Annotated in this window: 1 protein-coding gene; it reads right to left on the reverse strand. The window is 36.7% G+C overall.

The annotated features are described in order from the left end of the window. Positions 1-3,902, reverse strand: a 3,902-nt coding sequence (locus tag BBG48_RS10520) for an Eco57I restriction-modification methylase domain-containing protein (protein WP_330410388.1), incomplete at both ends; no start/stop codon positions are given.

The following is a 3,902-nucleotide window of genomic DNA, read 5'->3' on the forward strand; positions in this document are numbered from 1 at the left end:
ACAACCGCATCATATTCCCCTGTGGCAATCTTGCCGATAAATCTCTTTCTGTTTTTCGGCTCAAAATCTTTCTTATCAGCCACCATAATGTTAGCCGACGGATATAGCTGCATAAACTCACGCCCGATTTGCCCTGTTAAATGATTTGGTACAACAAACAAGGACTTACTGCACATTCCAAGCCTTTTACTCTCCATTGCGGAAGCTACCATTTCAAAGGTCTTTCCACTTCCTACTACATGGGCAAGCAAGGTATTTCCTCCATAAAGGCTTCTTGCTATGGCATTTCTTTGATGAGGTCTTAAGTCAATCTCTGTATTCATTCCCTCAAAAGAGAGATTGCTTCCGTCATATTCTCTGTTGCGGATTGAGTTAAAACGCTCATTATACAGTTTTACAAGACGGTTTCTTCTTTCCTGATCGTTAAATATCCAGTTCTTAAATTCTTCTTTTAATAGCTCCTGCTTTTGTCCTACAAGCATGGTTTCTTTTTTATTTAATACAGAAGTTTTAGAGCCATCCGGATTTACAATCTGGTCAAATACCTTTGTTTCTTTTAGGTTTAAGGCATCTTCAATCAGCTTATAGGCGTTTACCCTTGATGTACCAAAGGTCATTTCAGCAAGGTCATTTCCTCTGTCCCTGCTTTTGCCCTCTACATTCCATTCACTTGTGAGATTTGAAAATTTAACCTTAATATCCCATTTGGCATACCCCGGAGTTTTTAGCATTTCAAAGATGAATTTCTCAATATCTTTAATCGGTATCCAAGTTGCACCAAGACGCACATTGATTTCACTTGCTTCCAATTCCTTTGGAAGAACTTTTGTAAGCTCTGCTTTTTGATATTCCAAACGGTTCATTTCATAGCTTATCAGCTCTTTTTCTTTTCCATTTTCTTCATAGCCAAGATGAGGAAGCTCTCTTTCCGTTTGTCTTAGCTTTGATAAGTAGCTGTCTACTATGGCAATCTTATCCCTGATATTCCCACTTAAATATTCATCCTTTGTTACATAGCCATATTTATAGGAATTGCTTCCATTAGCACAGGCAAAAGGTAAATCGCCATCCTCTAAGTTAAATGAAAGCGGTCTGTAAAAGTTTTGTTCTTCTCTGATATTTAAGTAGATTTCCCCTCGAAGCTCCTCAATTAAAGTCGGTCTGTCTTTTCCTGTAAGACTTCCCATATAGTCAAAATCCACATAGCCTTTTTCAGATACCGATAAAACAAGAGCTTCTAAAGAGGTATCCACATGGTCTATGACTTTGGCTTTTGTAATGGTTCTTTTGGAGAAAATATCTCCCTTTGCCTTGAAATTTTCTTCTTCATCAAGGATTTCAATGGATGAAACAAGCGGGAAGTTGCTATCCTCTTTCAAGGCTCTGGTATTACTTAGGTTATTTACAAAGCCATGTTTCTTTGAAAAATTGTCATATACTTCATTTAGTTTTTCCTGTGAAGCCTTAATTTCTTCTTCATTAAAATCTTCTTTCTGCTTGTAAATCACATCTTTTAAGGCAGCATTCAGCTCAAGGTAATCCTTGATTTTTTCTTTTTTCTTGTCTGATACTTCCTTTTTGATAAAGAGTGAGTTTTCTCTATAATAAACTTCATCATCAATTAAGGTGTATGAGAAGTTCTTTACATCATCGGTTGCAGGGATAGAAGTTATTTCATCATCTAAAAGCTCTATTTCTTCATACTTGGCATCTTTTGAAATTCTTTCTCCTGCAATCTCGATACGATCCTTTAATGAAGCCATGTTTATCTCTGTACCTAAATAAGCTATCGGTTCACAGGTTAGAGTTTTTCCAAATCTTCCGCTCACTTCACGCATAGAACCAAGCACCTGTTCAGGATGATCCACAAAATATTTGTTATATACAAGACCATTTTCATCTTCTGCAAGGTGTATCCAATCTTCGTCTCGCTCTAACACGCTATCTCTTTTCTTTAGGAAGATAATATCCGAAGTTACCTCAGTTCCTGCAACACCCTTAAAGGTATCGTTTGGAAGCCTGATTGCTCCTAAAAATTCGGCTCTTGCTGCAAGATACCTTCTTACACTTTCGTCTTTTTTATCCATTGTCCCTGAAGATGTAATAAAGGCGATAACCCCGCCGTTTCTTACCTTATCAATGGACTTGGCAAAGAAATAATCGTGAATAAGGAAGTTATTGCGATTGTATTCTCTATCATTTACCTTGTACTCTCCAAAGGGAACATTTCCGATTGCGACATCAAAGAAGTTGTTGGAAAATCCCGTTTCTTCAAGTCCCTTAACCTGTACTTCACTTTCAGGATATAAGAGTTTCCCAATACGACCGCTTATCGAGTCAAGCTCTACGCCATAAAATTTTGACTTACTCATTTCATCAGGTACATTACCGATAAAGTTCCCGATACCCATTGAAGGTTCAAGGATATTTCCCTGTTTAAATCTCATACCTGAAAGCGTCTTATATATTCCGTCAATGACAGTTTTTGGTGTGTAAAAGCTCGTTAAAGTAGATTCTCTTGTAGCCTCATACTCTGCCTGCGATAAGTTCTCTTTTAGAAAGCTTCTTGCCTCTTTCCACTGTCCATCCTTACTTTCATCAAAGACTTCAGATAATCCTCCCCAGCCTACATATTTTGCTAAAACTTCCTGAGCTGTAATATCAAGCTCTCGTTCTCCACTTTCCACTCTGTTAAGCATAGAGATTGCTTCAAGGTTATTGTTTAATCTCTCGCTTGGAGATAACTTTTGAGAGATCGTTTCTTCTGTAATCTTGAAATTATGAGCTTCATTTTTCTTTATTTCTATTTCTTCAAAAGTCTTTTCAGGTTTTGCATTGGTAAGATTTTCAAAGATTTTATCAAGCTCACTTTCTTTGTAATAAGGAATTACATCGGAGCCTGTAATCATACCTCCAAGATACTCTGTATTATCCTTGACCGTTACTGTCTTTAGGTTATTTCCCATATCATCAAATCTTGTGATGGTACAGTCTTTTCCCTTGTACTTCACTTCATCACCGATGATAAATTCAGGTCTTTCAAGATTTACTTGTCTTAATAAATCCTCATCATCTGTAAAGGATATAATCGGTATTTGATGATTACCTTGCCTTACAGGATCAAGCCACAAATCATTTCTTCCTGTGATTTGATTTTTGGAAATCTCTCTTACTTTGTACTCCTCATGATTAAAATAGATGGTATCGCCTTCTTTAACTGCAAACTCATCTAAAAGACTTTCCTCTTTTTCATTAAGCTCTACTTCTTCTCTTTCCTTCAGGTAATCAAATAAGGTAGCCTGAAAAGGTTCTGCCTGTATGCTTTCTTCTATTTCTTCAGGTGCTTCAAGCTCTATATTATTCTCCTCAAAACTTAGCTCTCCGTTAAAGACATGATGAAGCTCCTGTTCATCCATCTGCTTTTTAAGCTCACTGTCTTTAAGTTCTCTAAAGGTCTTTGGAAAATCCTCTAAAATGAGCCTTTGTGCATTTAGTTCCTTTAGCTCTTCAAGATTAAAATATCCCCATTCAGGCTCTATTCCAAGCACAAGTCCAAAAGCGTCTTTACTTTCCCTGTCATATTCCGTCATATACCAAGTCCAGTTACTTCTAAATGGAATGATATATGCTGCATGAACCTGTTTATCCGCTAAAGCGACATCCTCTTGTGCATAAAGCTCAGGAACTTTCTCAAGCATTTCATCAGTCATTAGATTATATGGATCGTCTTTAGAATAATAACTTGATTCTTGTTGTTCTTCTATCTCTACCTTGCTTTCAATATTTTTTTCTTCAAGATAAAGATTTTTAGAAAGCAGCTCATCTATATACTTTGCTACATTTGACCATGTAAGAAATACATCGTTACAATGATTCTTCTGTAATTTAAGTCCCTTTGCATC

This window comes from Criibacterium bergeronii, assembly GCF_001693775.2.
GTDB classification, from domain to species: domain Bacteria; phylum Bacillota; class Clostridia; order Peptostreptococcales; family Filifactoraceae; genus Peptoanaerobacter; species Peptoanaerobacter bergeronii.